The organism is Arthrobacter sp. SAFR-044 (genome assembly GCF_051965175.1).
Classification (GTDB): domain Bacteria; phylum Actinomycetota; class Actinomycetes; order Actinomycetales; family Micrococcaceae; genus Arthrobacter.
In genome coordinates this window covers 138,228-162,566 of the sequence record NZ_JBQCMK010000004.1, presented here as the reverse complement: position 1 = coordinate 162,566, position 24,339 = coordinate 138,228, and the positions used below count along the sequence as shown (strand labels likewise).

Genomic DNA, 24,339 nt, shown 5'->3' with positions numbered 1-24,339 from the left:
CGGAAGGTTCAAAGCCATGAAGAAGCCCGCAGCCATCATCCTGCTGATCCTCGGGATCCTGATAACGCTCCCTGGCCTGGCCGCGTTGGCGGGCGGAGCCGTGGCGTCAGCAGTCGGAACAGTCCAAGGGGACGGGTACCTGACGTCGGGCACATCGCGCTTCTCCGTCAGTTCCTTCGCCCTGACCTCGCCACGGGCGGACGCCATTGGCGAGGATGTTCCCGGCAGGCTGCCCTTCGACGTCGGCACCCTGCGGCTGCGCGTTGAATCAGTGACCCCGGACAAACCGGTGTTCATCGGCATCGGCCCGCAGGCCGACGTCGAACAGTACCTGTCAGGTGTGCACCACTCCGAGCTGCTCAACATCCGCCAGCGGCCGTTCCGTGCCGAATACCGGGACGTACCGGGCGGCAATCCGGCATCGCCACCGGCGGACCAGCGCTTCTGGACCGCTTCAGTGTCAGGCGCGGGACAGCAGGAGCTCACCTGGAACATCACGCCGGGTACCTGGGAAGTGGTGGTCATGAACGCCGATGCCTCCTCCGGAGTTGATGTCCAGGCGCAGGCCGGCTTCCGTTCGGACCTGATCCAGCCGGCAGCCACGGGCCTGTTGGTGGGAGGGATCATTGCCCTGCTGATCGGCATTCCCCTCATTATTTTTGGGGCTGCGGGCCTGGGCCGGCACGCCGCGTCCCCGGCGGGCGGCCCTGCGGGCGGCAGTACGGGGACGGGCGGTCCCCCGGTGGGCGGACCGGGGACGGGCGCGCCGCCCTCTTCGGGAGCGGCGTACCCGGGAGCGGCGTACCCGGGAGCGGCGTACCCGGGAACCGCCTATCCAGGAGCCGGCTATCCGGGGGCCGGGGCCGTCCCAGAAGCTGTTTCGCCGCCGCAGCCAACCGCCATGGTGGCTGGAGGGCGCCCCGGCTACCCCTCACGGCTCCTTGGCGACCTCGATCCCGGCCTGTCACGCTGGATGTGGCTGGTCAAGTGGTTCCTGGCCATCCCGCATTTCATCCTGCTCTTCTTCCTCTGGTTCGCGTTCGCCATCACCACCATCGTGGCGGGATTCGCCATCCTCTTCACCGGCCGGTACCCGCGGGCACTCTTCGACTTCAACGTGGGCGTCCTGCGGTGGAACTGGCGTGTCGCGTTCTACGCCTACGCCGCCGTAGGCACTGACCTCTACCCGCCATTTACGCTCAAGCGCGCCAATTACCCGGCCGATTTTGACGTGGACTACCCGCAGCGGCTCTCACGCGGGCTGGTCCTGGTGAAATGGTGGCTCCTGTCCATCCCGCACCTGCTCCTGGTTGCTGCCTTCGCAGGAAGCACGGGAACCGTGTGGCGGTGGCAGGGAGACGACAACGTCATCGGCGCCACTTACGAACGGGCATCCGGACCGTCCCTGCTGGGCCTGCTGGTCCTGATCGCGGCCGTGATCCTGCTGTTCACCGGCCGCTACCAGCGCCCGCTGTTCGATTTCATCCTGGGCATCAACCGCTGGATCTACCGCGTCCTGGTGTACACCGCCCTGATGCGGGACGAATATCCGCCGTTCCGGCTGGACCAGGGCGCCATGGAGCCGGGGTGGCCAGGAGAGCCCGTCCCGGCGGCAGGCGTTCCACCCGCCGGCGCGCCATGACCTTCGGCCCTAGCCCCGCCGCACGCCGGCAGGCAGGATGGGCGGTGACAACGCGGGTCCGACGAGGGAGCAGACATGAGCATTGCCGGGGCACCAATAACCAGGATCGTGGTCGGCGTCGACGGGTCGGAGGCGTCCGTGCAGGCACTCCGGCAGGCCCAGCGCATGGCTACTCCGTTGGGCGCCAAGGTCCAGGCCATCGCCTGCTGGGAGTACCCGCAGATGTACAGCGGCTACGTGATGATGGGCGTCGAGGGCTTCGAGGAAGGCGCCAGGAAAGTGCTGGACGATGCAATGGTGCAGGCCTTCGGAACCGAAACGCCGGCCAACGTCACCTCAACCCTTGTCCGCAGCCATCCCCGGGAGGCGCTGATCGATGCCAGCCGCGACGCCGACATGATCGTGGTGGGGCGCCGGGGGCACGGCGGGTTCGGCGGCCTGCTGCTGGGGTCGGTCAGCTCCGCCATCGTGGCGCACGCCCATTGCCCCGTCCTGGTGGTCCACTCGCCGGTGACCGAAGCCGGCGGTTCCCAGGGTTCCTGAACGGAACACCGGCCACGAGGCTACTAAACCCCGGGGCGGGTGACGCTGGTGCCGGCCAGTGAAGCACGACGGCGGGCGCCTGCCATAGCGCTCGCCGCCGCCCTGGCGGTCCTCGCCATCGTCCTTGCCCTGCTGCTTCCCGCACCCACGGCCGGGCCGCCGTCGGCCTCTCCGTCCCCGTCGCCGGCGCTTTCGTCGCCGCTCCCGGGCGCGTCCAGCCCGGGCGGGTCCCCGCCAGCGCAGGAGCCGCAGGAAACTGACACACCGGAAGCTGGCCAGACTCCGCTGGAGCCTCCCGTGACCGTGCCGCCGGTTCCTGTGCCGCCGGTCCCCGAACCGGTGCCCACCGAAGCACCTGACCAGCCACCGGCACCGGAGGAACCGGGCATTCCTGCGCAGCCGGCACCGTTTCCGGAGTCCCTCCGCGGCCAGGACCTGACGGTCGTTCCGGGTGCCGGCCGTGTTGTGGCCCTTACCTTCGACGCGGGAGCCAACGCGGCAGGACTGCCGAAGATCCTGTCCGCGCTCACCGCCCGGGGCGTTGCCGGGACCTTCTTCCTGACCGGCAACTGGGCAGCGAACAACCCGCCCGCGGTGGCACAGATCGTGGCCGCCGGGCACCGCGTGGCGAACCATTCCATGACACATCCCGGGTTCACTGGCCTGGGCGATGACCAGATCGCCCAGCAGGTGCGCGGTGCCGAGCAAACCATCCTCGCGGCCGGCGCCGACCCCAGGCCGCTGTTCCGCTTCCCGTACGGGGAACGGGACCCCCGCACCATCGCGGCGGTCAACACCCTGGGGTACGTGGCCGTAAGGTGGACCGTGGACACCTTGGGCTGGAAAGGCACCAGCGGGGGCGCCAGCGTCCAGAGTGTGGCGGACCGCGTCCAGGCAGGGCTGCAGCCGGGTGAAATCGTCCTCATGCACATCGGGTCCAACCCCGACGACGGGACCACGCTGGACGCGGACGCCCTCCCCCAGGTCATCGACCGCATCACGGCTGCAGGGTACGGTTTCACCACCCTCGACGCCCTGCTGGGTCACTGACGCGGGGCCGTGGCAGCCATGGCGAAGACCAGGCCCTTCCGGAACGGCCAGGCGAAGGCCCGGCGGCCGGATCCGCCCGGAACCGGCCGCCGGTCCGTAAGCGCCAACGATCCGGCCCACCATGGACTCCCTGTCCATGAGGTAGTCCTGCTGCTGGAAACGGATGCCGCCAAGGGCTTGGGCCAGGACGAGGTGGAGCGCCGCCGCACCCAGTTCGGTGCCAACGAACTGCCCCGGTCACGCAGCGGGGGCATCGCCCGCAAACTCGGACGCCAGTTCAACAACCCGCTGGTTTACGTCCTGCTGGCCGCCGCCGTGGTCACCGTATTCCTGGGCGAGTTCCTGGATTCCGCCGTCATCCTCGCGGTGGTCCTGGTCAACACGCTGATCGGATTCATCCAGGAGGTCCGGGCCGAAGCGGCCCTTGACGCCCTCCACTCACTGGTCCGCACGCATGCCGCCGTGATGCGCGGCGGTGAACGGAAGCATATCCCCTCCGAAGACCTGGTCCCCGGGGACCTTGTCCTGCTCGAAGCCGGCGACAAGGTGCCGGCGGACCTTCGACTGGTCCGCCTGTCCGCCCTCCGGGTGGACGAATCCGCGCTGACCGGAGAGTCCGACCCCGTCGCCAAGGACGAGGTGGTGCTGCCCCGGATCACGCCTGTGGCGGACCGGAGGAACATGCTGTACAGCGGCACCCTGGTGACCGCGGGCACCGGCGCAGGAATCGTCGTGGCCATCGGCGGCGAAACCGAACTTGGCGAGATCCACCGCCTCATGGGTGCGGTCCGGCCCGTCGCCACGCCGCTGACCCTGAAACTGGCCCGGTTCAGCACCACGCTCACCGCAGCCATCCTGGGCCTCGCCGCCGTGGCGTTCCTCGCCGGCCTGGCACATGGCGAGCAACCGGGGCAAATGTTCACTGCCGCCGTCGCCCTGGCCGTGGGAGCCATCCCTGAAGGACTTCCCGCCGCCGTGACGGTCACGCTTGCCATCGGCGTCCGGCGCATGGCCCGGCGCCGCGCCGTGGTCCGCCGGCTGCCCGTGGTGGAAACGCTGGGCAGCACCACGGTGATCTGCTCGGACAAGACAGGCACCTTCACCGAGAACCAGATGACGGTCCGTGCCCTGTGGACACCCACCGGCCTGTACGACGTCACGGGCTCCGGCTACGGTCCGGACGGACACATCACCCCGTCCGCCGCGCAGCACCCGGGCGGCCGGAACCTGCCCGCGGCGCCGCCACGTCCCCACGATGCTGCGCTGCATTGGTCCCTGTTGGGCGGTGCAGCCTGCAACGACGCCAGCGTGCACAGGGAGGGGTCCGGCTGGCAGGTGCGCGGCGATCCGACCGAGGCCGCGATGCTGGTGGCGGCGGGGAAAGGCGGCATCAGGGTGCAGGCTTTCCTGGCAGCCAACCCGCGGCAGGAGGAGCTGCCGTTTACGTCCGAGCGGCAGTTCATGGCCACGCTGCACGCTTCGACGCTCCCGGAGGGCGGCGCCATCGTGTTTGTCAAAGGCGCTGTCGAACGGGTCCTGGAACTCTGCTCCCACGAAATGGACCTGCAGGGCGCCGGCAGGCCCGTTCGCAGGCACAGTGCGCTCGGTGCCGCCCACGCGCTCGCAGACAAAGGGCTCCGGGTCCTTGCCACGGCCATGCTGAGCCTTCCCGCCGGCTCCCGCCCCCTCTCCGCGACAGAGCTGCGCGGCCGGATGACCCTGACCGGGCTTCACGCCATGCACGACCCGCCGCGGGAAGCAGCCGCGGCATCGGTGAAGGCCTGCCAGCGCGCCGGCGTGGGCGTGAAGATGATTACCGGGGACCATGTACGCACGGCGGTGACCGTTGCCGCCGCAGTAGGACTGGCCGCTGACAGGGCCGCCGGGACAGCCCTGACCGGCGCGGAGCTGGATGCCATCCCGGCGGAAAAGTTTCCGGATGCCGTGGAGCGGGCCACGGTCTTCGCCCGGGTATCGCCGGAACAGAAGCTTCGCCTCATCGATGCCCTGCAATCCCGGGGACATGTGGCCGCCATGACCGGGGACGGCGTCAACGACGCGCCTGCCCTTCGCCAGGCAAACGTAGGCATTTCCATGGGACGCAGCGGAACGGAAGTTGCCAAGGAGGCATCGGACATCGTCCTGACCGATGACGACTTTGCCACCATCGAGGCAGCCGTCGAGGAAGGCCGGAACGTCTTCGACAACCTGACCAAGTTCATCGTCTGGACCCTGCCGACCAACATGGCCGAAGGGCTGGTCATCCTCGTGGCCATCCTGCTGGGGGCCACGCTGCCCATCCTGCCCACCCAGATCCTCTGGATCAACATGACCACCGCCGTTGCCCTTGGACTGATGCTCGCCTTCGAGCCAAAGGAACCAGGGCTGATGTCCCGTCCGCCGCGAGCACCGGACCGCCCCCTGCTGACCTGGGCACTCACCGTGCGGGTCCTCCTCGTTTCAGTCCTCCTGGTGGCCGGGGCGTGGTGGCTCTTTGAACACGAGGTGTCCGTCGGTGCATCTGTTGCCCAGGCCCGTACTTCCGCCGTCAACCTGTTCGTGGCCGTGGAAATCTTTTACCTCTTCAGCTGCCGGTCCCTGACCCGGCCGGCCTGGCGCATCGGACCGTTCGGCAACCGCTGGCTGCTCCTCGGCGTCGTGGTCCAGGCGGCCGGCCAACTGGCCCTCACCTACACACCGCTGATGAACGAACTCTTCCACACCGCCCCCATCGGCGTGGACGCGTGGCTGCGCATCTTCGGCCTGGCCCTGCTCGCGTCCCTGGCCGTCGCCGTGGACAAGCGACTGCGGCGCAGCGGCTTTTAGTATCCCCAACTGGCCAGGCAGCCAAGGGCTGAAACGGGACCAATGACTCTCCCCCCGGCTCCGGCTGGGACCAATACTGGAACCGAAAGCGGACGGCTGGCGCCTGCCTTCATTGGGACCGGAGGTCGTGGAAGTGTACGGCTGGAACGATGGCATGGGCCTGTGGGGCTATGTCCTGATGAGCATCAGCATGGTGGTGGTCTGGGGAGCAATCATCACCGGCATTGTGCTGCTGGCCCGTTCCCTGCGGGCACCCTCCCCGTACAGTACCCACCCCCAGTCCCCCCGGGTGGCAGAAGACGTACTGGCTGAGCGTTTCGCCCGCGGAGAGATCGACGCCGCGGAGTACCAGAACAGGCTGGCTGTCCTGCGCGGCCAGCCGGGTACCTGAGTTCGTGGCGTCCGAAGGCAAGGGACAGTGGGGTGCGGCCATGCCACTCTCTGAATTCGAGAAACGCGAACTCGACCTGATCAGCCACGGACTGGAAATGGAAGATCCCAGGCTGGCGGCCCTGCTGAACAAGGACGCCTTTGCGTCGTCACTGCGTACCCGCTTCCGGCGGGGCCTCGTCCTGGTCGCAGCGGGCGCCTGCGTACTGCTCCTGGGGCTGGTGGTCCGGGTCCCCTTGCTGGGAATCGCGGGCTTTGCCGTCATGAACGGGGCGGCCTACTGGGCAATCAAGGACCTCCGCTGGTCCCTCCGCAACACCAACCGGCACGTCACCCAACTGGAAGGCAACAACGAATGAACGAGCTGCAGGGAACCGGTAAAGATGCCTCCGCAGAGTCGCGGGCACTGCAAGCCGTCGAGGCGCACCATGCCGACATGCTGCGGCACCTGAACGGGCTGGTGGGCCTGCTGACAGAGGCCGTGGAATCGCGCGATCCCAGCGCGGAGGAATCGCAGGCGGCCCTGCTGGACTGGTGCGACAAGGAGCTGGTGCCGCACGCGCTGGCAGAAGAGGGCCCCCTCTACAGCGGGCCGCACGGCACGCCGGAGGCCCGGCTGCTGGTGGACGGCATGCTGGCCGAGCACAAGGTCATCGTGGGCCTGGTCGATGAGCTCAGGACGGCCGATGGCGTTGCTGCGGCGGTGGCCGCGGGCGCCATCCAGCGGATCTTTGCCCTCCACCTGGACAAGGAGAACCGGCTCCTGATGCCGTTCATCGTCGAATCCCCCGGCCTGTCACTCGCCCACGCTGTCGAAGGACTACACCAACTGGTGGGAGAAGGCGCGGCCCACCATCATGGGGCGGGCCACCACGGGCACTAGGAGCGGCAAGCGATCGGACGACGGCGGCGGGCCGGGTTTCAGAGCCAGGGCCCGGCAGCGTGGGGGCAGGTTCGCGAGCGTCAAGGCACAGCAGCGGACTGGGCCTGCGCGGCATCATCCGCAGCTCCCGACTCCGGGGCGTGCACCACCAGCACGGGGCAGTGTGCGTGGCTCACGCACGCCGAACTGACCGATCCGGGAACGAAGTTCCCGTGCCCCCTCCTGCCGACGATCAGCAGCGACGCGTTGCGGCTGGCATCGATGAGCGCGGGACCGGGCCTGCCCCGCACCAGGCGGGGGTGCACGAAGGCCGGTACCTCACCGAAAGCGTCCGACAGCGTCTGCTGGAGTACATGGTCGGCAGCATATTTGAAGCCCTCGATCCCCACGGCCAGGTACACCCCGTAGCCGGCTGGAACGTCCCAGCATGCCCAGGCCTCCACGGGTGCCGCCAGCGGCTCCGACAGGGCCCTGGCCACCCGCAGCGCGGCGATGGATGCCTCGGATCCGTCCACCCCCACAATGATCCTGGGACGCTGACCGGAGCCGGGCACCGCTGCCCCGTTCCGTGCTGTTGCCACGTTGCCTCCTGTTGCTGTCCCCCCTCAGCGTGCACCGGAACCGCTGCGGGCAACAGGGCCAAAGGTCATCACGGGAGAACCAGTACCTCCGCGCCGAGCACAACACCGGCGGCGACATGGGCGCCGGGCGGACTTTGGTCCCTTCCGGCATAACGCCGGACACGTAACAATGGGACCAGGCCCTTCCCGGGGGCCGCCCCGCGCCCAGCGGGGATTCGGTGGTGACGATCTTGGGAGCGTTCAGTGCAAATGCATGAAACTCGGGCTGATGAAGCGGCAGGATCTTCCGGGCAGGTCCGCGTTTTCATCCTTGATGACCACGAACTCGTCCGGCAGGGGCTGAAGGACCTGCTGGAAGGCGAAGGGTTCCTTGTGGTGGGCGAAAGCGGATCGGCGGCCGAGGCCACGCGACGCATTCCCGCCCTGCATCCTGATATCGCCATCCTCGACGGCCGGCTGCCGGACGGCACGGGAATTGAGGTCTGCCGGGATGTGCGCTCGCTTGATCCCCGCCTGCGCTGCCTGATCCTCACCAGTTACGACGACGAACAAGCCCTTCGTGGCGCGGTCCTGGCCGGCGCATCCGGGTACATCCTGAAACAAATCAGGAGTGATGACCTCCTTGCCGGTATCCGGAGGGCTGCTGCGGGCGAATCCCTTTTTGATCCGGGAGTCGAGCAGCAGATCCTCGCAGGGCTGTCCACGGCACCCACCGACCCACGGCTGGAAGGCTTGAGTGCGCAGGAGAAAAAGGTGCTGGCCCTGATCGGACAGGGGTTGACCAACCGCCAGATTGGCGATGACCTGTTCCTGGCGGAGAAGACCGTGAAGAATTACGTTTCGTCCATCCTGGCCAAGCTGGGCTTCGAGCGTCGGACGCAGGCCGCCGTGTACGTCACCAAGAGCTCTGCGGACTCTGCCTGATCCCCTCCTTCCCGGGCTACGTGAGCGGGACGGACCACTTCACGCAGGTGCCCCCGCCGGGGACGCTGTCGATGGTGCAGCTGCCCCCCAGTTGCCCGGCGCGGTGGCGCATGTTCGCCAGGCCGCTGATATGCACGGGTTCGGCGAAGCCCTGGCCGTTGTCGCTGACCAGAAGCTGCACCTGGTCCTGGCCCACGGCCACCGAGACCTGGATTTCCTCACTGCCGGAATGCCGCAAGGCATTGCTGAGTCCCTCAGACGCCACCGACAGCAGGTGGACAGCCACGTCTTCCCCGATCGAATCCACCGGTCCATCCAGGGACACCTTGGGCGTGACGGCGTAGCTGCGGGAACTCTCCCGGACCACGCGCAGTATGCGGCCCGTCAGCGGCTCCCGTTCCTCGTCCGCGGTCCTGAGCGAGTAGATGGTGTCCCGCAGCTTGCGGATGGTGTCGTCGAGTTCCGTGGTGACTGCGGCGATCCGCTCGTGTGCTACCGGGTCCATGGTGTAGCGGCGCAGGCTCTGGATGCTGAGCCCGGCAGCAAATAAGCGTTGGATGACCAGGTCATGAAGGTCCCGGGCAATCCGTTCCCGGTCGGTGAAAAGGAGGTTCTGTTCGCGCAGGGCGTTCACCCGCGCCAGATCCAGTGCCAGCCCAATCCGGCTCCCGAAGATGGCACTGGATTCCGCCTCCGCCTGGGTGAACACAGGGCCTCCCTGGGCGCGCGCCAGCAGGAGAACACCGTTGGCGCCGGAACTGTGCCCCAGCGAACACACCAGCACTGAGCCCAGCTTCTCCGCCATCGCGTCTTCGAAAACCTGCCGCGGGTCCCGTGCCACGAAAGACCCCCCGTTCTGGATGACACCGGAGACCGCACTGGAGGCCAGTAGTTCGTGGCCTGCCTGCAGGCCCTGGATGCCCACGCATGACCTGCACCGCAGCGCTCCATCGCCCGCCGGCACGGCTATCACACCAAGCGCCGAATCGGACACCTTCAAGGCGGTGTCGGCAACGGCGTCCAGGTTGTCCGCCTCACCCGGTTGGGACGTCATGATCAGCCGGCCGCTCAGCTCCATGCCCGCCTCCAGCCATCTCTGCCGACGGCTGCTGTTTTCAAAAAGGCGGGCGTTCTGGATTGCAACCCCGGCCGCGGCTGCCAAGGCAACGGCAAGGCCTTCATCCTCCACGGTGAAGTCCTGCCCGCCCTGCTTCTCGGTCAGGTAGAGGTTTCCGAAGACTTCGTCCCGAACGCGGACGGGCACGCCCAGGAACGTCCTCATGGGCGGGTGGTTGGGAGGAAAACCGGAGGTGATGGGATGCCGGCCGAGGTCATGGAGACGCAGCGGCTTTGGTTCGCGGATGAGCAGGCCCAGGACGCCGTTGCCGGTGGGCAGCTCGCCGATGGAACGGATGCCCTGTTCATCGATGCCCACAGTGATGAAGTGGCTCAGCCGCCGGTCCTCCCCGATGACGCCCAAAGCTCCGTACCTGGCGCCCACCAGCGCGCAGGCGGACCGCACCAGACGGTCCAGGACCGCTTCCAGGCTTAGGTCCTCGGCAAGGGCCACCACCGCAGCCAACAAGCCGTTGATCCGTTCCTGGTCATCCGGCAGTTCGTCTCCCCGGACGGCGAAGTCCCGCAGCAGATCCTCCACCCCGTCCTTCATTGGAGAATGCCAAGACTGCTCAGTGCTCACGTCCCACCTCCTGCGGCAGGAACCTGCGGCGCTGCGGATCCCTGGCGCGGTCTAAATGCCCGAAACGGAAGTGCCGGCCTCCGCCCCCAATACCGCCTCCACATGAGCATGAAGACGCTTCTACTCAATGGTAGGAGAGCACGGCGGAAAATACCCTCAGTAACCTTGGTATCGCGCGGGGGCGCGGTTGCGCGGGACCTTCTTCCCTATCCGCGGCGCATTGCCGGCCCTAGGCTACGGCCATGAACAGCGCAGCGACAGAACCGGAAATCAAGGAACTCGGCGTCCACGATTGCTGGCGGTACCTCCGATCAACGTCCATTTGCAGGATCGCCTTCACCGACGGCGCCGCCGTGGAGAACTACCCGGTGAATTTCGTCCCCACCAACGGCACGTTGCTCATCCGCACCGGCGAAGGAACGAAGCTTGCCTCGCTGACCGACCGCAAAGCCGTAGCCGTCGAGGCAGACGGCATGAACCAGTACGGCACCATTGCCTGGAGCGTCATCCTCAAGGGCCATGCCATGGTGGTGTCCGACGAAGAGGAAACCAGGGATGCCATGGAGGCGGGCCTGTCCCCCTGGCAACCGGGCCAAAAAAACATCCTGATCCGGATCACGCCGGAGGACATCAGCGGCCGGAGGTTCGTCATCGCCGCCCCAACCCATTGGTGGCCGCCCCGGGAGCCCACCGCAGGCTAGGCCCCCAGCTACGACCCGTCACCCCTCACAAGAAACCACAAAGGATGGTCCCCAATGGCACCTGCCAAGCCAATCGCCGTCGGCATCTCAGACACTTCGGCGTCCAATGCCGCCCTGTTGTGGGCAGCAGCCCGGGCCAACAGGCTCAAGTGCCCCCTCGCCGTCGTGAACGTTGTGGACGACCGCTGGATGGCAGCCGAAGTCCTGCCCTACCTCGAAGTCCTGCGCGAATCAGGCCTGGGCCTGCTGAAGGAAGCCGGTGAAAAGGCCACCGCCGCCGAACCCGGCCTGCAGGTCTCGCTCCAGCTCCTCGAAGGAGGTGTGGGTGCGGCACTGGGTGACTATTCCAGGAACGCCTCCATGCTTGTCCTGGGGACCAGCGGGCACAACCGCGGCGCCCTGACGGACCGGGCACTCCAGGCTGCTGCCACGGCCGAGTGCCCCGTGGCAGTCATCGGTGACGGCCAGTCGGAGGGCCGCGGCATCCTGGTCGGCGTGGATGGGTCGCGTGAATCAACCCAGGCAGTGGCCTTTGCAGCCGCCGAAGCTGACGCGCTCGGCGAGGAACTGACGGTCCTCTACGCTTTTACCGGCCCCAACCGGTGGATCGCGGCCGGGCTCCCGCAGAGCAGCTTTGCCACCCATGTTGTCGAGGAAGAGCAGATCGTGCTGTCCGAAACCGACGCGGGCCTTCGGCAGGACTACCCGGACCTTGTGGTGCACACCGTGATGGAAACCGTACTGGAGCCGGCGGACGCCCTGCTCCGCGCAGCCGCCGGCGCCCGGCTGCTGGTCCTGGGCAGCCGCGGAAAGGGCGGCTTCGAGAGACTCTTCCTGGGGTCCACGGCGCATGCGGTGCTGAGCCAGCCGCCGTGCCCAACCGTGATCACCCGCATGCACAAGCAGCACAACGACTGACCGGGCCTGCTGCCTGGCCGCACCATGTCAATAGCTGGGGAAAACGGGGCGCCGGTCCCGGGAGTGGATCTTCGCCATGCCCGGGACGGGCTCTCAACTGCCGAAGTACGCGAGCGGAGAGCTGCCGGCCGCATCAACAGCGTGCCCACCGCCACCAGCCGTAGTGTCGGTGAGATCGTCCGGGCCAACGTGTTCACCCTCTTCAATGGCGTAGTGGGGGGATGCTTCCTCCTGCTCCTGGTCCTTGGCCAGTGGCGTGATGCGCTCTTCGGCCTGTCAGCCGTCTCCAATTCCCTCATCGGCATCGTCCAGGAGTACCGGGCCAAGCGGTCACTCGACCAACTGGCGATTTTGCAGGCCGCCAGGAACACGGTGGTCAGGGATGGCGCCAGGGAAACCATTCCCTCCGAAGAGCTGGTGCCGGACGACCTCGTGGTCCTCAACGCCGGAGACCAGGTCACGGCGGACATGTTGCTTCTGGGGGAAAGCCCGCTGGAGGTGGACGAATCCCTGCTGACCGGCGAATCCGAGCCGGTCCCCAAAACGGACGGCGCCGTGCTGCTGTCCGGTTCACTGATCCTTGCAGGCAGCGGCAGGGCCCGGGTGCTCCGGGTGGGGCCGGACACTTTCGCCTACCGGCTGGCAGCCGAGGCGCGACGGTTCTCCCTCGTCACCTCTGAAATCCGCAGGGGCCTGGAAAAAGTCTTTACGGTCGTTACCTGGTTGCTCCTTCCCACCGCCCTGCTGCTCACGAATGCCCAGATGCAGGATCAGGGCGGCTGGGCTGGAGCCCTGGGATCGGGCCGGTGGATCCCGGCCGCCGTGGGGGCGATCGCCGGCATCATGGCCATGATCCCCCTGGGCCTGCTCCTGATGACCAGCGTGGCGTTTGCCGTCGGCGGCCTTCGGCTGGCCCGGCAGGATGTCCTGATCCAGGAACTTGCCGCGGTGGAGGTCCTGGCCAGGGTGGACGTCCTGTGCCTGGATAAAACCGGCACGTTGTCCTCCGGCTCCCTTGTGTTCGACGCCATCCACGATGCCGGGACGGTCCGGGCTGCCGGCTGGCGGGCGGCGCTGGAATGGTTCGGCGCCAACGCGGACGCCAGCAGCACCGCCGCGGCCATCGGGGTTGCGTTTCCGGTGCAGCTTCCACTTCAGCACCAGGAGTCGGTCCCGTTTTCTTCAGCCCGCAAGTGGAGCTCGGTAACGTTCGGGCCGGGGTCAGCCGCTTCCGGCACCTGGATCCTTGGAGCACCCGATGCGGTGCTCGGCTCCCCCGGCAGCGCCCGCGCCCACGGCAAGGCCGCGGCCCTTGCCTCCACCGGCCTCCGGACCTTGGCCCTGGCTCACCTCACTGCGCCCCTTCGGCCCGACGCCCCGGACCGGGGGCTGCCGCCGGAGCTGGTGCCGGTCATGCTGCTGACCTTCCGCGAGAGCATCCGGCAGGATGCCGCCGCAACGCTCGACTATTTCCGGCGCCAGGGCGTTACGGTCAAAATCATTTCCGGCGATGATCCCCGGACGGTGGCAGCCGTGGCGCGCGCCGTGGGCTTTGGAACCGGCGTTGCCTACGACGCCCGCAGACTGCCCCATGACCCGTTCCAGCTGGAGGAGACCGTAGAGTCCTGCCACCTTTTCGGAAGTGTGACACCGTCCCAGAAACGGGACCTGGTCCAGGCCCTGAAGCGGCGGGGGCACACGGTGGCGATGACCGGGGACGGGGTGAACGATGTCCTGGCCCTCAAGGAGGCGGACCTGGGCATTGCCATGGACTCCGCCTCGCCGGCTACCAAGGCCGTGGCCAGGCTGGTACTCCTGGACGGGCGGTTCGAGAGGCTGCCGGCGGTGGTGGACGAGGGGCGCCGGGCCATCAGCAATATCGAGCGTGTCTCCCTGGTCTTCCTCAGCAAGACCGTCTACGCCACGGTCATCTCCGTGGTGACCGGCATCCTGGTGCTGGCTTTTCCGTTCCTGCCCCGGCAACTGTCCGCGCTGGACGGACTCACCATCGGCCTGCCTTCGTTCTTCCTGGCCTTGCAGCCCGGCGGCCAGCGTTACGCGCCCGGCTTCCTCCGGCGCTCGCTTTCCTTCGCTGTACCGGCAGGCATCTGCACGGCCCTATGCGTCCTGGCGGTCAGCGGCTACGCCCAGTCCTGGGGTGGCTACAGCCAGGAAGCAGGGCAGTCGGCGGCCACTGTGACCCTGGGCCTGGTGGCGGCGTGGATCCTGGTGATGGCGTCCCGTCCCCTCAACTGGACCAAGGTCCTGATCCTTGCCGGAATGTATGCGGGCCTGGCCCTGCTGTTTACCGTGCCGTTGACGCAGGAGTTTTTTCGCGTGGAGTGGCCGCCCGCAGGCCTGCTGGTGGCCGCGGTTGCAGTGGCCGCGGCGGGATGCGTGGCCATTGAATTCATTGGCCGTTTCACCCGCCGCCCGTCCGTTGCCCCCGGCGAACCGGGGCTGGGACCTTGGACTCTGGAACCGGCGTCACGGGAAGGGGATGGTGGAAATGCCGGGCACCGCGATGGCAGGGCGTCCACATGAGCAGGAGGCAAAGAATGACTGACCTGATGAAATGGTTCGATAGCCGCCGTTCCCCGATGGATGTCATCGAAAGGCTTTTCGAAGGCGACACGGGTTCCTCGGCCATCCGGGTTGAAGAGATGGTGGACGGCAACACGCTCGTGGTCCGGGCCGAACTTCCCGGCATCGATCCGGAGAAGGACGTGGATGTGACGGTTGCCAACGGCGTTCTGACGATCAAGGGCGAACGGCAGGAGAGGAAGGAGCAAAAGGACAAGGACAGCTACCGGTCCGAGTTCCGCTACGGCTCGTTCATGCGCCGGATCCCCCTCCCCAGCGGCGTTGAGCAGGGTGACATCAGCGCCTCCTACAAGGACGGCGTTCTCGAAGTCCGGGCTCCGTTGCCCGAGCAGGGACAGGGAACCGGGGCGTCGAAGATCCCCATCAGCAGGGGTTAGGGACAGCCAAAGTACGACGCCGGCGCCTGGCTCCCCGGGACTGATCCCCTGGGTGCCAGGCACTGTCAGGCGAGGGGCAATCAGGTGCCAGCGCGGTCAGCGGCGTGGACCGTGGCTGCGGCGGCTTCCGCTGCCGCAATGACCGGCAGTGTCTTGACGTAGGTATCCGGATTCAGGGACACCGAATCGATCCCCTGGCTGACCAGGAATTCGGCCAGGTCCGGATGGTTGCTGGGCCCCTGCCCGCAGATGCCGATTTTGATGCCGGCGGCGTGGGCCTTGCTGATCGCCTGGGCAATCATGGACATCACCGCAGGGTCCCGCTCATCGAACAATCCCGCAAGCTCTTCCGAGTCGCGGTCCACGCCAAGCACCAGCTGGGTGAGGTCGTTGGACCCGATGGAGAAGCCGTCAAAGCGCTTGGCAAATTCCTCCGCCAGGACCACGTTGGAAGGAATCTCGCACATCATGTAGACCTGCAGCCCCTCGGCGCCGCGCACCAGCCCGTGCTCTTCCATTGCCTGGATGACCTGGTCCGCTTCCTGCACCGTGCGGCAGAAGGGAACCATGACAATGACATTGCCGAACCCCACCTGTTCCCGTACCCGTTTGAGGGCCCTGCACTCCAGGGCGAACCCCTCCCGGTAGTGGCTGCTGTAGTAGCGGGAAGCCCCGCGGAACCCCAGCATGGGGTTCTCCTCCGGCCGCTCAAAGGCGCTGCCGCCGATCAGGTGGCTGTACTCGTTGCTCTTGAAGTCGCTGAGCCGGACGATCACCGGCTTGGGATGGAACGGCGCGGCGATCTTGGCGATTCCCGTGGCCAGCACGTCAATGAAGTACTCCTGCGGGTCGTCGTAGCCGCTGGTGAGCTGCCGGATCAGTGCCGCCTCCTCCGGGTCCGCCACCCTTTCCGGGTGGACCAGGGCCATGGGATGGATCCGGACCAGGTTGTTGATGATGAACTCCATCCGGGCCAGGCCCACGCCGGCTGCGGGCAGGCGCCACCACTTGAAGGCGGCTGCCGGGCTGGCGATGTTGATCATCACGGCCGTGCGGGTAGCGGGGAGTGCCTGCATGTCCACTTCCTCCACGGAGAACTCCAGCAGCCCCTCGTAGACGCGGCCGTCCTCCCCTTCGGCGCAGGACAAGGTGACCTGGGCGCCGTCGGGAAGTACCTCGGTGGCGTTGCGCGTCCCCACGACGGCGGGCACCCCCAGTTCGCGGCTGACGATCGCGGCGTGGCTGGTGGGGCCGCCATGGTCGGTGATGATGCCCGCGGCCCGCTTCATCACGGGCACCCAGTCCGGGTCCGTCATCCGGGTGACCAGCACCGAGCCGTCAACAAATGATTCGATGTCTTTCGCATCCCTGACCACGCACGTCCGGCCGTGCGCAATCGAGTCGCCGATCGCCGCGCCGGTGACCAGGACCCGCCCGGGCCCGGCCAGATGATAGGTCCGGAAGACGGAGGTGCTGCGCCGCGCCTGGACCGTTTCCGGCCTGGCCTGGACCATGAAGAGTTCGCCGGTGATCCCGTCCTTGGCCCACTCCATGTCCATCGGACGCCCGTAGTGGTCCTCCACCGCTACCGCCCAGCGGGCCAGCAGGACCACCTCCCCGTCCGCCAGCACCAGCGAGCGCTGCTCCCGCTCAGTGGTCTCGACCATCCGGGTCCGGGCATCCCCGCCCTGGCTGTAAACCATCTTGCGTTCCTTGGCGCCCACTTCCCGTTCGATGACCGGGCTGAAGCGCTGGTCCGCCAGCAGCGGCTTGAACACCTGGTACTTGTCCGGGTTGATGGTCCCCTGGACCACGGTCTCCCCCAGCCCCCAGGCGGCGCTGATCACCACCACGCCCGGAAAGCCGGATTCGGTGTCGATCGAGAACATCACCCCGGAGGCGCCGAGGTCCGAACGGACCATCCGCTGGACCCCCACGGACAGGGCAACGTCCAGGTGGTCGTAGCCCTTCATTTCGCGGTAGCTGATGGCCCGGTCCGTGAAAAGGGAAGCGTAGCAGCGCCGGCAGGCCTCCAGGACGCCGCGTTCCCCTGCCACGTTCAGGAAGGTTTCCTGCTGGCCGGCGAAGCTGGCGTCCGGAAGATCCTCGGCCGTGGCACTGCTGCGGACCGCAACGGCTGCCTGGGCCTGCCCGGCGCGCCGGCACAGGGTCCGGTAATGTTCCTGGATGCCGGCGCTAATGTCCGCCGGGAAGGTGGCCTGCAGGAACAGCTCCCGGATCGCCGCCCCGGCCTGGCGAAGGGTCGACCGCCCGGCGCGTTGGTCCTCGATGTGCTTCCGGATCCGGGGTTCCAGGTTGTTGGCGGCAAGGAAAGCGCGGTAGGCGGAGGCCGTGGTGGCGAACCCTTCGGGAACCTTGACGCCGGCGGACTTCAGTGCCCGGCTGAGCTCACCAAGCGAAGCGTTCTTCCCTCCCACCGAGGCGATGTCCGCGATCCCGGTGTCTTCGATCCACATGACGTTCGTGTCTGTAAGGGAGGATTCAGCGGTGGCACTCATGGCTCGATTCTTGCCCGGGGCTCCCGGGGCAGTCAGAGGCTTTGGTCCTTGCTGCGCCGCAGGTGCGCCCGGAAGGATTTGTGGATCCAATCCGCCAACAGGACGGCGGGGGCTGCGAGAACCGCGAGGAGGAGGCCTTCCGGCGGCGGCGGGGACTGGCCCAGCAATGCGGCGAGGGACGGCACGTACAGGCACACGGCCAGGATGGCCACTTCAGCCAGCACGGCCCACACCAGGAGCCTGTTGGTCCCCCACCCCAGCTTCCAGGGGGGCACGGTGGCGCTCCGGCAGGCATAGGCGTTGGCGAGCTGGCCCAGGACGACGGCGGTGAAGGCCGCGCCGGAGGCGGCCATCAGCAGCGATGCCTCCGGAACCTCTCCCCGGGTCCAGCCGCCACCGGCCAGGACCGCGGAGAAAACGGCCATTTCCATGGCCGCCTCCACCGGGCCCAGGATGCAGAAGACGCGAATGATCAGTTGCCGGTCCATCAGGTGCCTGCGTTCGGGCGGACGGGCCAGGACCCGCTTGCCCGGAGGTTCGGCGCCAAGGGCCAAAGCCGGCAGCAGATCGGTGCCGATGTCCAGGGCCAGGATTTGCAGCACGCCCAGGGCAAGCGGGAAGTGGCCCCCGGAGAGCGCCCAGATGACGAAGGGGGTCAGTTCTGCCACGTTGTCGGTCAGGTGGTAGGTGAGGAACCGGTGGATGTTGGCGTAGGTAGCCCTGCCTTGTTCGATGGCGGCCACAATGGTGCCGAAATGGTCATCGAGGAGGACCAGGTCGGCGGCTTCACGCGCCACGTCGGTTCCGCTCAGGCCCATGGCCACCCCAATGTCCGCCTCCCTGAGCGCAGGACCGTCATTGACGCCGTCGCCCGTCATGGCCACCACGTGCCCGCGGGACTGCAGCGCCTTGGCCACCCGAAGCTTCTGCTCCGGTGAAACCCGGCTGACCACCACGCCGTCACGGTCCAGGAGGGCTCCCAGCATTTGTTCGTCCTCCGGAAGGTCGGCGCCCTCCAGCACGTATTGCGGTGTCCCGGTCAGGCCGATCTGCCGGGCAATCGCGGCGGCAGTGGCAGGGTGGTCACCGGTGATCATGGCCACCCTCAGCCCTGCCTGCCGCGCTGCGCGGATCACGTCTCCAACATCCGGCCGGGGTGGATCCTGCAGCCCGATCAGGCCCAGGAGTTCCATGCCCGTCTCGAGCTCCGCTGCGGAATTGGACTGCCATTCCTCTGGGACTCCACCGAGCCGTCGCCGTGCCACCGCTATGACGCGCAGTCCGCGTGTTGCCATCACCTCCACCTGTTCCTTGACCGGTCCCGGCACGGACTCACACACCGGAAGGACGGTCTCGGGGGCGCCCTTGCAGAACAGGTCCGGCCCCACAATGGCGGACTCCCTGCGGCGCACTGGATCGAATGGCAGACGCCGGGACGGTGCAGGACCGGACACCGTACCCGTCAGCCTGCGGGCCAGGACGTCCATGGCAGCTTCCATCGGGTCACCCTGGGCGCGCCATTCTCCGTCGTGCAGTTCAGCACGGCCCTGGGAAGCGGTACGGGCGGCGAGCGCTGCCTGGGCTGCCAGCTCCACGCCGCGGCCCTCGATATGCGCCTCGGGGGCGTACCCCTGGCCCGTCACCTGGATGGCCCCTTCCGGCGTGAAAACCTCGACGGCGTTCATCCGGTTCTGCGTCAGGGTCCCTGTTTTGTCGGTGCAGATGAAGGTGGTTGAGCCCAGGGTTTCCACGGCTTCAAGGTTGCGGACCAATCCATTGCGTGATGCCATGCGTTGGGCGCCCATGGCCAGGGACAGTGTGACGGTGGGAAGGAGCCCTTCGGGGACCAGCGCCACGGCAACGCCAATGGAGAACAGGAACGAATCGCGCCACTGGAAACCCACCAGCAGCGAAGCCAGGAAGAAGACCGCCGCAATCCCCAGGGCCATGCCGGCCGTGACCCGGACAATCCGCCGCAGTTCCAGGGAAAGCGGTGTGGGGGGAGGAACCGCCCCACTGGTGAGGGCTGCGATCCCTGCCAGCCTGGTCCTGGCACCTGTCGCGGAGACGGTGGCTTCCCCGTAGCCATTGACCAGGAAGGTTCCGCCCCATGCCTGGTCGCCGGCCGCTTTCGGCACCGGATCGCTTTCGCCTGTCAGCATCGATTCGTCCACCGCGCAGGCCGAGGCCGCCAGGAGGACCAGGTCTGCCGGCACCCGGTCCCCGGCGGCCAGCAGCACCACATCCTCAACCACCAGTTCGCTGGCGTGCACCTTGCGCACCGTCCCGTCCCGCCGGACCACGACGTCGGCGGGCAGCAGCCCCCGCAGCCTCGCGGCGGCGTGCTGGGCACGTTCCTGCTGGATGTGGGCGAACACCCCGTTGACAATGACGACGACGATGATCGCCACTGCCAGTTGCGGCATGTCTGCGATGAAGGCCAGCCCGGCGGCGCACCACAGCATGAGGGCGAAGAAGTGCGTCATCTCCCCCCAGAGCTTCCGCCACTGGGATACGGGTTTTTCCGTGGGAAGCTGGTTGGGCCCCGCCTGCTTCAGGAGTTGCGCCGCCTGTTCAGAGCTCAGGCCCTCCGCGGCCCTCACACAGCGTCCGCCTCCTGCCCTACCAGGAGCACGGGGCAGTTGGAGTGGGCTGCGCAGGCCATGCTGACAGAGCCCATGGCCGACTTAAGCAGGCCGCCTTCCCCGTGCCTTCCCACCACCAGCATCTGTGCACGCCGGCTCTCCTCCACCAGCACCTTTGCCGGCGGGCCGAACTTGATGGTGATGTCGATGTTTTCCGGCCGTTCGCCGGAAAAGGCCCGGCCCAGGGCATCCTCGACCAGCCGCCCTGCAGCATCTTCAAGCCTGGCGGTGAACTGCCGGTCCGCCCCCTCCAGGCGTGACATCACCAGGTAGTCCGGCATCCCGACGCAGGAGATAACTTCGAGCCGCGTGCCCAGCCGGGCTGCCAGCGTGCCCGCGAAGCGGAGGGCGGCGGAGGAGTACTCGGAACCGTCAACACCCACGATGACGGGCTTGGCCCCTGTTTCTGCATTCATGGACACCACGATCCCGGCTGGGGACTACGGCGGGAAGGGCCAAAGGTCATGCCCGCCGGCCTCCGCAGGTGCCATTCCGGCGGTATCAAGCGGAAGTGGCCGGCCCTGGTTGCGCTGCCTGTTTCCGGTCCGCTTTGCCTGTCCGATCCTCGCCGTGCAGAGCCCGCAGGCCGTTCAGGATGGTGGCCAGATCCACCAGCTCCTGCAGTAGGGCACCGGCGACGGCGGGAATGTACCCCGTCATGGCGATGGCCATCAGCACCAGGCTGAGTCCTATCCCGGTCCAGATGCTGACCAACGCCACCGCCACGGTCCGCTTTCCAATGGCCACGGCCTGGGCAACTTTCGAGACGTCGTCCAACATGACCACGACATCCGCGGACTCACTCGCTGCGGTGGCACCTTTGGCGCCCATTGCGATTCCCACGTCCGCTGCGGCAAGGACCGGGGCATCGTTGACGCCGTCGCCCACCATCAGGACCGGCCGTTCCAGGATGCCGGCCACGGCGTTGACCTTGTCCTCCGGAAGGCATTCAGCCTGGATGCGGCCGATTCCCGCTTCTTCGGCGATATGCGCGGCCGTGGCGTGGGCGTCACCGGTCAGGAGCATGGTGTTCCGCACACCCAGGCTGTTAAGGCGTGACAGGGTGTCCACGGCATTGCGGCGCAGCGGGTCCTTCATGACCAATGCGCCGGCGTACCTGCCATCCACTGCCACATATACAGCCAGCTGGCCGCTGCGGACTGCAGCCTCCCGGAAACCGGTTGATGAACTGCGCACCAGGCCGGCCTTACCCACCACTACCCGCTGGCCGTCACAGACGGCTTCCACGCCGTGGGTGGCGTTCTCCCTGGCCTCTTGCACCGTCAGGAGTCCCAGGCCGGCTGCCCCGGCGGCTTCGATCACGGAGCCTGCCAGCACATGCGAGGAGTACTGCTCCGCGGAGGCAGCCAACTGCAGGATCCTTTGGCTGCCCAGGGCCTCGCCGTAGCCCGGTGCCACCTGGATGCTGTCCAGGACGGGGCTACCGGACGTGAGCGTTCCGGTCTTGTCGAAGACAGCTGTCTGGGCTTTCGCAAGCTGCTCGAGGGTCCGGGTGTTTTTGATGATGATGCCCTTGTGGGCGGCCTGGCTGGTACCGGCAAGGAATGCCACCGGCGCTGCGATGAGGAGGGGGCAGGGCGTGGCCACCACCAGGACCTGGGCGAAGCGCAGCGGTTCGCCGGACAGGAACCATCCTGTCCCCGCCATGGCCAGGGCAAGGAGGGTGAAGGGAACGGCGTAGCGGTCGGCGAGGCGGACCACCGGCGCCCGGCTGTTGGACGCCTCCTCAACCAAGGCGATGATCCGGCTGTATTGCGAATCGGCGGCAGTGGCCGAGGCACGCATGCGAATGGCCGCAACGCCGTTCACCGCCCCGCTGAGCAGGGCCTGCCCCCGCGTGCGTTCCACCGGCAGGCTTTCGCCGGTGAGCGATGATTCGTCAAGGCTGGCTGAATCGGACAGGAGTTCGCCGTCAACGGGTACCAGCTCCGAAGGCCGGACCACCAGCACATCGCCCGGGGCAACCTCGCCGATGGGGGTGTCCTCGAGTACTGCACCAGCCCCTTCGCGGTGGGCAAAACGCGGCGCCCTGTCCAGCAGTGACCGCAGTTCACGCGCCGCGCGTCCCTGGGCAAAGTTTTCCAGGGCCTCCCCGCCGGTGAGCATCAGGATTACCACCAGGGCGGCGAGATACTCGCCTACCGCCACGGTGCTGGCGATCGCCGTCAGGGCCAGGAGGTCGATCCCCCAGCGTCCCTCACGCAGGGACCGGACCATGCCCGCCGCACGGGCCACCACGATGACGGCTGCGTAGGCCGATGCGAGCACGCGGACCTGCAGTTCCAGATTGAACTGCAGCAGCACCAACGTGGCCAGGAGCACCAGGCAGGTCAGTGCGACGAGGGGGTACCGCCTGACGGAGCCCCAAGCATGTTCAACGGGCGAGCCGGCGGATTCCTCGGCGTCAAAGCTGCGGGGGCTCCCACCGGTTGCCGCAGGCGGGGCTGCCTGCTTCCTCATCCAGCACCCCTTGGCAGGGCATGATGATGGTCATCGCGCATAAAGCTGAACCTACCCTGAGGCAACCAATCGGGCTAGGGCATTTGGCCCCGGCAGCCCGCGTATGACCTTTGGCCCTGCCGGGGCGCCGGGTCACGGGGAAAGCTGAAGGTAAACCACGCCGCACACACCCGGAGTTCCCATGGAAGCCATGCCCTGGACGGTGGAGCGGTTCTTCGACGGCGCACCGGACGCCCAGGAGCTTTACCGGGCCGCGGAGCGGCTGGCAGCGGAACTGGGTCCCCATGAGATCCGGGTCAGCAAGAGCCAGATCTCTTTCCGCCGGCGCCGCGGGTACGCCTACCTCTGGAGGCCGGGGGTTTACGTGAAATCCACGGTTCCGCTGGTGCTGTCCCTCGCACTGCCCCGCAACCTGGACTCGCCGCGCTTCAAGCAGGTTGTCCATCCGGCCCCGGGAACCTGGATGCACCACCTGGAGCTCACGGAAAGCACGCAGCTCGATGCCGAGGTCCGCCGCTGGATGCTGGAAGCGTACGACGCCGCCGGCTGATCAAAGGGTTGGACTGTAGGGTCCTATGGCCCTGTCACGCCGCGGTCCGGGTGGCAAGGTTGAAGCCATGACCGAGAATGGGCAGCCGCGAAAGATCCATATCACCGGGCAACCAGTCGCCGTCGTCCGTGAACGCGTTCCCATGGACGCACTCACCAGCTTCTTCGGCCGGGCCTTCGGTGCCGTGATGGCAGCGGTCCAGGTACAGGGCGGCAGCCCTGCCGGCCCGCCGTTCGCGCTTTACCATGGAATGCCCGGCGAAACGGTGGATGTCGAAGCCGGCTTCCCAGTCGCCGGGGACTTCCACGGCACCGGCGAAGTGGCCAGCGGAGCACTTCCTGATACCGACGCCTATGAAGCCATCCACACGGGTCCCTATGACACCCTGGGCAGCACGTACGATGCCATAAAGAAGAGCATGGAAGCGGACGGCGCCTCTCCTGCCGACTCGATGTGGGAGTACTACCTGACCGACCCGGAACAGCAGCCGGATCCGGCCACCTGGCAGACCAGGGTGGTCTGGCCGGTCGCCTGAGGCCGGGACTGCAGGACCGGCCCGGACAGGGTACGGGCCGGGGAAGCCCGGCGGCTAGGAAACCCGGCGACGGCTGAACGTCAGTTCCCAGGGCTGCGCGCCGCGGCTGGTTTCAGCCCATCCGTCGCCGGCAATCTCCTGCCGCAGCCGCCCGAGGCTGGCCTGCAGACCAGGTGCCCACGCTTCCTCGGGAGGTGTCGGGTTCAGCGGCGGTCCGGGAAAAGTATCACCGGTGTAGAGCCGCCGGCCGTCCTCCGCCTTTCCCACGAACCGCAGCTGTGTCCGCCCGTACTGCGAACCAAGTGTATACAGGATGCGCGCCCACCATTTCCTCGATGCGGCGTCCTCCAGTTCTATCCGTAACCGTTCCTCCGTGCCGTCTCCTGGCTGCGGGGTATTTGTCGCCATGTCTTCCTCCGGGCGCGAAATCATGATTCAACCCAGCAGTCTTCCGGAAGCCCGCTCCGCCGC

Annotated in this window: 21 protein-coding genes; 14 read left to right on the top strand and 7 right to left on the bottom strand. The window is 67.4% G+C overall.

Annotated elements, in window-relative coordinates:
• Positions 1-16 precede the first annotated feature (16 nt).
• From ACTHQS_RS08090 to ACTHQS_RS08060, 7 genes are all read left to right on the top strand, one after another.
• Positions 17-1,642 (top strand): DUF4389 domain-containing protein, encoded by a 1,626-nt coding sequence (locus tag ACTHQS_RS08090; protein WP_440167653.1) that lies wholly within the window; start codon positions 17-19, stop codon positions 1,640-1,642.
• A gap of 75 nt (positions 1,643-1,717) precedes the next feature.
• Complete coding sequence (locus tag ACTHQS_RS08085) at positions 1,718-2,185, top strand: universal stress protein (protein ID WP_440167651.1); 468 nt, start codon at positions 1,718-1,720, stop codon at positions 2,183-2,185.
• Between the two features lie 48 nt (positions 2,186-2,233).
• A complete protein-coding gene (locus ACTHQS_RS08080) occupies positions 2,234-3,235 on the top strand; it encodes a polysaccharide deacetylase family protein (RefSeq protein WP_440167649.1) in 1,002 nt (333 codons plus the stop codon).
• Positions 3,236-3,253: 18 nt separating this feature from the next.
• Entirely contained in the window at positions 3,254-6,061 is a 2,808-nt protein-coding gene (locus ACTHQS_RS08075; protein WP_440167647.1) for an HAD-IC family P-type ATPase, read from the top strand.
• A gap of 127 nt (positions 6,062-6,188) precedes the next feature.
• The gene (locus ACTHQS_RS08070) at positions 6,189-6,452 is read left to right on the top strand and encodes an SHOCT domain-containing protein (protein WP_440167645.1); all 264 of its coding nucleotides are present in this window, start codon (positions 6,189-6,191) and stop codon (positions 6,450-6,452) included.
• Between the two features lie 40 nt (positions 6,453-6,492).
• A complete protein-coding gene (locus ACTHQS_RS08065) occupies positions 6,493-6,810 on the top strand; it encodes a DUF3040 domain-containing protein (protein WP_440167643.1) in 318 nt (105 codons plus the stop codon).
• Entirely contained in the window at positions 6,807-7,334 is a 528-nt protein-coding gene (locus tag ACTHQS_RS08060) for a hemerythrin domain-containing protein (protein ID WP_440167642.1), read from the top strand. The genes ACTHQS_RS08065 and ACTHQS_RS08060 overlap by 4 nt, the downstream gene beginning before the upstream one ends.
• A gap of 80 nt (positions 7,335-7,414) precedes the next feature.
• Here ACTHQS_RS08060 and ACTHQS_RS08055 read toward each other — a convergent pair whose 3' ends face one another.
• Positions 7,415-7,915, bottom strand: a complete 501-nt coding sequence (locus tag ACTHQS_RS08055; protein ID WP_440167640.1) for a universal stress protein — start codon at positions 7,913-7,915, stop codon at positions 7,415-7,417.
• A gap of 249 nt (positions 7,916-8,164) precedes the next feature.
• Between ACTHQS_RS08055 and ACTHQS_RS08050 the strand changes: the two genes are divergently transcribed.
• Entirely contained in the window at positions 8,165-8,839 is a 675-nt protein-coding gene (locus ACTHQS_RS08050) for a response regulator (RefSeq protein WP_440167638.1), read from the top strand.
• Between the two features lie 16 nt (positions 8,840-8,855).
• Here the strand turns inward: ACTHQS_RS08050 and ACTHQS_RS08045 are convergent, their stop codons facing one another.
• Entirely contained in the window at positions 8,856-10,508 is a 1,653-nt protein-coding gene (locus ACTHQS_RS08045; protein ID WP_440168006.1) for a GAF domain-containing protein, read from the bottom strand.
• A gap of 272 nt (positions 10,509-10,780) precedes the next feature.
• Here ACTHQS_RS08045 and ACTHQS_RS08040 point away from each other — a divergent pair, with 272 nt between their 5' ends.
• Genes ACTHQS_RS08040 through ACTHQS_RS08025 form a run of 4 tightly spaced genes read left to right on the top strand, consistent with a single transcriptional unit; the run spans position 10,781 to position 15,138 of the window.
• Complete coding sequence (locus tag ACTHQS_RS08040) at positions 10,781-11,239, top strand: pyridoxamine 5'-phosphate oxidase family protein (protein WP_440167636.1); 459 nt, start codon at positions 10,781-10,783, stop codon at positions 11,237-11,239.
• Positions 11,240-11,293: 54 nt separating this feature from the next.
• A complete protein-coding gene (locus ACTHQS_RS08035; protein WP_440167633.1) occupies positions 11,294-12,157 on the top strand; it encodes a universal stress protein in 864 nt (287 codons plus the stop codon).
• Between the two features lie 24 nt (positions 12,158-12,181).
• Positions 12,182-14,701, top strand: a complete 2,520-nt coding sequence (locus ACTHQS_RS08030) for an HAD-IC family P-type ATPase (RefSeq protein ID WP_440167631.1) — start codon at positions 12,182-12,184, stop codon at positions 14,699-14,701.
• 14 nt (positions 14,702-14,715) lie between these two features.
• Complete coding sequence (locus tag ACTHQS_RS08025; protein ID WP_440167630.1) at positions 14,716-15,138, top strand: Hsp20/alpha crystallin family protein; 423 nt, start codon at positions 14,716-14,718, stop codon at positions 15,136-15,138.
• An 80-nt stretch (positions 15,139-15,218) separates the two neighbouring features.
• Here the strand turns inward: ACTHQS_RS08025 and ppsA are convergent, their stop codons facing one another.
• The 4 genes from ppsA to ACTHQS_RS08005 all read right to left on the bottom strand — a co-directional run bounded on the left by ppsA (position 15,219) and on the right by ACTHQS_RS08005 (position 22,783).
• Positions 15,219-17,657 carry a phosphoenolpyruvate synthase gene (gene ppsA / locus ACTHQS_RS08020; protein ID WP_440167629.1) on the bottom strand — a complete coding sequence of 813 codons (2,439 nt, stop codon included), beginning with the start codon at positions 17,655-17,657 and terminating at the stop codon, positions 15,219-15,221.
• A 32-nt stretch (positions 17,658-17,689) separates the two neighbouring features.
• Entirely contained in the window at positions 17,690-20,260 is a 2,571-nt protein-coding gene (locus ACTHQS_RS08015) for a cation-translocating P-type ATPase (protein ID WP_440167627.1), read from the bottom strand.
• A complete protein-coding gene (locus tag ACTHQS_RS08010) occupies positions 20,257-20,718 on the bottom strand; it encodes a universal stress protein (RefSeq protein ID WP_440167625.1) in 462 nt (153 codons plus the stop codon). Before ACTHQS_RS08010 ends, ACTHQS_RS08015 begins: the two co-directional genes overlap by 4 nt.
• A gap of 85 nt (positions 20,719-20,803) precedes the next feature.
• The gene (locus ACTHQS_RS08005) at positions 20,804-22,783 is read right to left on the bottom strand and encodes a heavy metal translocating P-type ATPase (protein ID WP_440167623.1); all 1,980 of its coding nucleotides are present in this window, start codon (positions 22,781-22,783) and stop codon (positions 20,804-20,806) included.
• Between the two features lie 181 nt (positions 22,784-22,964).
• Between ACTHQS_RS08005 and ACTHQS_RS08000 the strand changes: the two genes are divergently transcribed.
• Positions 22,965-23,333 carry a DUF5655 domain-containing protein gene (locus ACTHQS_RS08000; protein WP_440167620.1) on the top strand — a complete coding sequence of 123 codons (369 nt, stop codon included), beginning with the start codon at positions 22,965-22,967 and terminating at the stop codon, positions 23,331-23,333.
• A 67-nt stretch (positions 23,334-23,400) separates the two neighbouring features.
• Positions 23,401-23,868 carry a GyrI-like domain-containing protein gene (locus ACTHQS_RS07995; protein ID WP_440167619.1) on the top strand — a complete coding sequence of 156 codons (468 nt, stop codon included), beginning with the start codon at positions 23,401-23,403 and terminating at the stop codon, positions 23,866-23,868.
• A 54-nt stretch (positions 23,869-23,922) separates the two neighbouring features.
• Here the strand turns inward: ACTHQS_RS07995 and ACTHQS_RS07990 are convergent, their stop codons facing one another.
• Positions 23,923-24,276: a hypothetical protein gene (locus ACTHQS_RS07990; protein ID WP_440167618.1), complete on the bottom strand. Its 354-nt coding sequence runs from the start codon at positions 24,274-24,276 to the stop codon at positions 23,923-23,925.
• Positions 24,277-24,339 lie beyond the last annotated feature (63 nt).

Bases quoted from the DNA above. Each gene is read 5' to 3' on its own strand.
- ACTHQS_RS08075 (WP_440167647.1), top strand. From the start codon at position 3,254: ATGGCGAAGACCAGGCCCTTCCGGAACGGCCAGGCGAAGGCCCGGCGG.
- ACTHQS_RS08035 (WP_440167633.1), top strand. From the start codon at position 11,294: ATGGCACCTGCCAAGCCAATCGCCGTCGGCATCTCAGACACTTCGGCG.
- ACTHQS_RS08090 (WP_440167653.1), top strand. From the start codon at position 17: ATGAAGAAGCCCGCAGCCATCATCCTGCTGATCCTCGGGATCCTGATA.
- ACTHQS_RS08050 (WP_440167638.1), top strand. From the start codon at position 8,165: ATGCATGAAACTCGGGCTGATGAAGCGGCAGGATCTTCCGGGCAGGTC.
- ACTHQS_RS08065 (WP_440167643.1), top strand. From the start codon at position 6,493: ATGCCACTCTCTGAATTCGAGAAACGCGAACTCGACCTGATCAGCCAC.
- ACTHQS_RS07995 (WP_440167619.1), top strand. From the start codon at position 23,401: ATGACCGAGAATGGGCAGCCGCGAAAGATCCATATCACCGGGCAACCA.
- ACTHQS_RS08030 (WP_440167631.1), top strand. From the start codon at position 12,182: ATGTCAATAGCTGGGGAAAACGGGGCGCCGGTCCCGGGAGTGGATCTT.
- ACTHQS_RS08085 (WP_440167651.1), top strand. From the start codon at position 1,718: ATGAGCATTGCCGGGGCACCAATAACCAGGATCGTGGTCGGCGTCGAC.
- ACTHQS_RS08000 (WP_440167620.1), top strand. From the start codon at position 22,965: ATGGAAGCCATGCCCTGGACGGTGGAGCGGTTCTTCGACGGCGCACCG.
- ACTHQS_RS08045 (WP_440168006.1), bottom strand. From the start codon at position 10,508: ATGAAGGACGGGGTGGAGGATCTGCTGCGGGACTTCGCCGTCCGGGGA.
- ACTHQS_RS08005 (WP_440167623.1), bottom strand. From the start codon at position 22,783: ATGAGGAAGCAGGCAGCCCCGCCTGCGGCAACCGGTGGGAGCCCCCGC.
- ppsA (WP_440167629.1), bottom strand. From the start codon at position 17,657: ATGAGTGCCACCGCTGAATCCTCCCTTACAGACACGAACGTCATGTGG.
- ACTHQS_RS07990 (WP_440167618.1), bottom strand. From the start codon at position 24,276: ATGGCGACAAATACCCCGCAGCCAGGAGACGGCACGGAGGAACGGTTA.
- ACTHQS_RS08025 (WP_440167630.1), top strand. From the start codon at position 14,716: ATGACTGACCTGATGAAATGGTTCGATAGCCGCCGTTCCCCGATGGAT.
- ACTHQS_RS08060 (WP_440167642.1), top strand. From the start codon at position 6,807: ATGAACGAGCTGCAGGGAACCGGTAAAGATGCCTCCGCAGAGTCGCGG.
- ACTHQS_RS08040 (WP_440167636.1), top strand. From the start codon at position 10,781: ATGAACAGCGCAGCGACAGAACCGGAAATCAAGGAACTCGGCGTCCAC.
- ACTHQS_RS08010 (WP_440167625.1), bottom strand. From the start codon at position 20,718: ATGAATGCAGAAACAGGGGCCAAGCCCGTCATCGTGGGTGTTGACGGT.